Raw genomic sequence first — 4,643 nt, 5'->3', positions numbered from 1 at the left:
ATGTCAACCGGCGAGCCCTGCACCTCAATGAGCTCCCGCACGATGGTCTCCTCGTTTTCGGTCAACGCCTCGGCAAGCGTGGCGAAACGTTCCGCCAGTTCCTTGTCCTCGGTCTGCGCGGCGAGTTCCTGTGCCCAGTACAACGCGAGGTAGAACTGGCTGCCCCGGTTGTCGAGCTCGCCGGTCTTGCGCGACGGGTTCTTGTTCTCGTCCAGCAGCTTGCCGGTCGCCGCGTCGAGCGTCTTGGCCAGGATCTTGGCGTGCTCGTTGCCGGTCTTGATGCCGAGGTCCTCGAGGCTGACGGCCAGCGCCAGGAACTCACCGAGCGAATCCCATCGCAGGTGATTCTCCTCCACCAGCTGCTTGACGTGCTTTGGCGCCGACCCACCGGCGCCCGTCTCGTACATGCCACCGCCGGCCATCAGCGGCACGATCGACAGCATCTTCGCGCTCGTGCCGAGTTCCAGGATCGGGAACAGGTCGGTCAGGTAGTCGCGAAGGATGTTGCCGGTCGCGGCGATGGTGTCCATCCCGCGGATCAGCCGCTCCAGCGTGTACCGCATCGAGCGCACCTGCGACATGATCTGGATGTCGAGGCCCTCGGTGTCATGGTCCTGCAGGTACAGCTCGACCTTCTTGATCAGCTCGTTCTCGTGCGGGCGGTACGGGTCGAGCCAGAACAGGACCGGCATGCCGGAGTTGCGTGCCCGGGTGACCGCGAGCTTGACCCAGTCGCGGATCGGCGCGTCCTTGACGGTGCACATGCGCCAGATGTCACCCGCCTCGACCTGCTGGGTGAGCAGAACCTCACCGGTCTCGACATCCACGAAGTTGGCGTCGCCGTCCTCCGGAATCTCGAAGGTCTTGTCGTGCGAGCCGTACTCCTCGGCCTTTTGCGCCATGAGCCCGACGTTGGGGACGGTGCCCATGGTCGTCGGGTCGAACGCGCCGTTGGTCTTACAGAAGTTGATGATCTCCTGGTAGATGCGCGCGAACGTGGACTCCGGCATCACCGCCTTGGCATCCTTGAGTCGCCCGTCTGCGCCGTACATCATGCCGCCCGAGCGGATCATCGCGGGCATCGAGGCGTCCACGATGACGTCGCTGGGCGAATGGAAGTTCGAGATGCCGCGGGCGGAGTCGACCATGGCCAACTCCGGACGGTGCTCATGGCAGTCGTGCAGGTCCTGAATAATCTCCTCGCGCTGCGTGCTCGGCAGTGTCTCGATCTTGTCGTAGAGATCGACGAGGCCGTTGTTGACGTTCACGCCCAGTTCGTCGAACAGCTTCTGATGCTTGGCGAAGGCGTCCTTGTAGAAGGTCTTCACCGCGTGACCGAAGACGATGGGGTGCGAAACCTTCATCATCGTCGCCTTGACGTGGAGGGAGAACATCACGCCCGTCTTGCGCGCATCCTCCATCTGCTCCTCGTAGAAGTCGAGCAAGGCCTTCTTGCTCATGAACATGCTGTCCATGATGTCGCCCTCGCCCAGGGTCAGCCCCTCCTTGAGGACGATCGTCTCGCCGCTCTTGGTCACCAACTCCATCCGGACCGTGCGCTGCCGGTCCAGTGTCATCGACTTCTCGCCGTGGTAGAAGTCGCCGTGCCGCATGTGCGCGACGTGGCTGCGCGAGGCCATCGACCACTCACCCATGCTGTGCGGGTGCTTGCGGACGTACTCCTTCACCGCCCGGGGTGCGCGGCGGTCGGAGTTGCCCTCACGCAGGACCGGGTTGACCGCACTGCCGAGGATCCTGCCGTAGCGCTGCCGGATATCGCGTTCCTCGTCGGTCTTGGGGGCTTCCGGAAAGTCCGGAATCTGGTAGCCCTTGCCCTGCAGTTCCTTGATGGCGGCCAGGAGCTGCGGCACAGACGCGCTGATGTTCGGCAGCTTGATGATGTTGGTCTCGGGCAGTTGCGTCAGCCGACCCAGCTCGGCCAAGTTGTCCGGGACGCGCTGCTCTTCGGTGAGGCGGTCGGGGAACTCGGCCAGGATCCGCGCCGGTACCGAAATGTCGCTGGACTCGACCTCGATGCCTGCGGCACCGGCGAAGGTGCGCACGATCGGCAGGAAGGCGTAGGTCGCGAGTAACGGCGCCTCGTCGGTCAGCGTGTAGATGATGGTTGGATGCTTATCGGCGCTCATGGTTGTTCTCCCGCGTCAGTTCGTTCCGAGGTCGATAGGCTCCTCGTGAGGCTATCGGTCTCGCGTCGAGTCCAGGTTAGGTGCGACATCATCAGAGCATATTCAAGCGCCCGATTTTGATTCACTTCGACCACTTTGGTTCACCATGCGAACACTCCGCGGTTCACGTGCCCATCGGTCGCGTTCACCGGGACCAGGCTGCGCGCCTCGACGTCCAGTTTCCGTCCACCATCGGCCTCGCCGAAGCTTCGCCACCATGCACTCCACCGAGGCCTGGCGGCGCTACCGCAGACGACCGGATCAGGCGATCCGTGCGCCGGAGGGATCACCAGTCCGCGATCACCGGAACCACGCGCTCGCCCAAGATCTCGAGGGGCGTGATCGACGCGACGTCCGGCACCCATCCGTGAACGTGGGTGACTCCCAGCTTCGACAAGTCCTCGAGCTGACCCAACAGTGTGTCCACGTTCTGTCCGCCCGCACCCGGGTCGAGTGGGAACATCACGGTCTTCTCGATGGCGTCATAGTCGGTTCCGAGAGCGTCGCAGTGGCTCTTCAACACCTCCAGCTTGTGCGCGACCTCGGGTCCACCGAACAGGTTGCAGGCCTGTGCGTACTGCGCGACCAGCCGAAGCGTCTTCTTCTCACCCCCGCCGCCGATCAAGATCGGCGGGTGTGGGCGCCGCAGCGGTTGCGGCACATTCAGCGTGCGGCCGAGCTGGTAGTGCGCTCCCTCGAACGGTCCGTCGTTCTCGCTCCACATCTGCAGGCAGATCTGCAGAGTTTCCTCCAGTCGTTCGAAGCGTTCGGCCGTGGGCGGGAAGTGGAGCCCGAGTCCCACACTCTCGTCCTCGTTCCAGGCGGCGCCGATTCCCAGGTATGCCCGACCCTTGGACAGGACGTCGAGCGTGGTCACAGCCTTGGCGAGAAGGCCTGGCTCGCGGTAGACAGTCGCGGTGACCCAGGCCAGCAAGTCCACCTTCTTCGTGACGGCAGCGAGGTAGCCGAGAGTGGTGTAGGCCTCGAGCATCTCGGTGTCGATCGGTCCTACCGGTTCGATCTGCCAGAGATGATCCATGACGCTGATCTTGGCGAAACCCACGTCCTCGGCGGTGACGGCAATGCGAGACAAGTCGTGCGCGAGGGTCGACGGTCCGTCCGGAAAGGTGAAGTCGGCGATGTGCAGTCCAAGTTCCATAGCCCCACGTTAGGCTTGTTGCCTACGACTACCCAGGGATCGTCAGTACCACCTTGGCCTCCCGACCGACTGGTAGAGAGTCTCGGTGTCCTGTGGCTGTGGACGGTCCGCGGTGTGCGACGTGCTCGATCTTGTACTCTCGCAGCGAGTTGCACGGATGAGGGGCGCGGATCTCCCATCCACAAGGATCTCCTCCTCGCTACCACCCCGAATGGCGTCCACCTGCAGGCGAATTCGACCGTATTGGAAAACGGTCGAGCGATCCGCGCCCTGTTCGACAGATCCTCGGGATCGAGCCCACCGCTTTGTCGCCCTCGCCGCCCGCAACGACTGCGCCGGGCCGCCGCACARTCCTGTATACGGGCGCGCTCGAGCCGATCACGAACGCGAAACAGCCGTGCGCCAACGACTAACACCCGTCCGGGCCGCGTCCAGGCCCGCGCCGGCACCAGCACCGAACACGACTGCGCTAGTGATCACTTCCACCAATCCCGTCTGCGATGCGGGACAACGATGTCGTCGAAAGCCGTAGCGTCACCGGCATCCCACCGGCGATACCCCTCCGCGAGGTTGCGAGCGGTACGGCGACGCTCGCGACGCAGATCACGAGCATGGCCCTCACCGTCGTGGCACAGCGTGCACGAGCAAATCCCGGTGCCCGTGTACGCGAAAGCCCAGAAGCACCTCGTTGCGAGCAACCAGGCCCGACCTCCCTGAATCCGCTCAGGGAGGTCGCAGACGTCATGGCAGTCGGCGTGCCACGGTTCAACGGCAAGTTCGCCACGGYGAAGACGAACCCAGACAGGAGAATGTGCATCGGTACGGGACAAGGCGGTGCCTTTCAGCGCTCATGCGCCCCGGCCCGCTACCCCCGATTGAGGACGGACCGGGGCGGCGATTGGAGCACCGCATCCCTCGCCCGCCGAAGCGGGCGTCGCCATCCACAAGAACTCATGCACCCATCCTTGCATTCACATACGACAGACCCGAGCCGTCTATCACCCCGGACACCGCCGATACCTGTGATTCAATCTCGTCATGCGCAAATCACTGCTGGTTGTCGCGTTGATTGCGTCCGGGACGGTCTTCGCGGCCATGCCCGCGGGGGCGGCACCGACGCAGCCGTCCTGGTCGGGCGAGTACTCGGTGAAGCGCTTCGCCGCGACGAAGGACGGTACGAGCTTGGCCGCGCGGCAGTGGGAGCCCGACTTCGCCGATACGTACACATTCGAGACCAGTTGCGCGGACGACACCTGCGTGGCCACCGTGACAGAAGGGCCCACACCAGCCAACCCGAC

At 64.1% G+C, this 4,643-nt stretch carries 3 protein-coding genes; 1 reads left to right on the top strand and 2 read right to left on the bottom strand.

Annotation, left to right across the window (positions count from 1 at the left end; translation table 11 throughout):
- The coding region (locus AC1D1G_RS41965; protein ID WP_477956577.1) for an NADP-dependent isocitrate dehydrogenase at window positions 1-2,147 on the bottom strand (2,147 nt) is incomplete at its 3' end.
- 325 nt (window positions 2,148-2,472) lie between these two features.
- Entirely contained in the window at window positions 2,473-3,345 is an 873-nt protein-coding gene (locus tag AC1D1G_RS41960; protein WP_283335280.1) for an LLM class F420-dependent oxidoreductase, read from the bottom strand.
- A 1,038-nt stretch (window positions 3,346-4,383) separates the two neighbouring features.
- On the opposite strand from AC1D1G_RS41960, the gene AC1D1G_RS41955 reads away from it, so the two are divergent.
- Window positions 4,384-4,643: Rv2253/PknI dimerization domain-containing protein (locus AC1D1G_RS41955; RefSeq protein WP_477956576.1), on the top strand; the 260-nt coding region annotated here is incomplete at its 3' end.

Source organism: Rhodococcus sp. P3_B8, assembly GCF_056402775.1.
Note: the sequence above shows the minus strand (reverse complement) of the source record. Positions and strands in the feature narration are given on the sequence as shown.

Excerpts from the sequence above, each read along its gene's own strand:
- AC1D1G_RS41960 (WP_283335280.1), bottom strand. The coding sequence starts at position 3,345 with ATGGAACTTGGACTGCACATCGCCGACTTCACCTTTCCGGACGGACCG.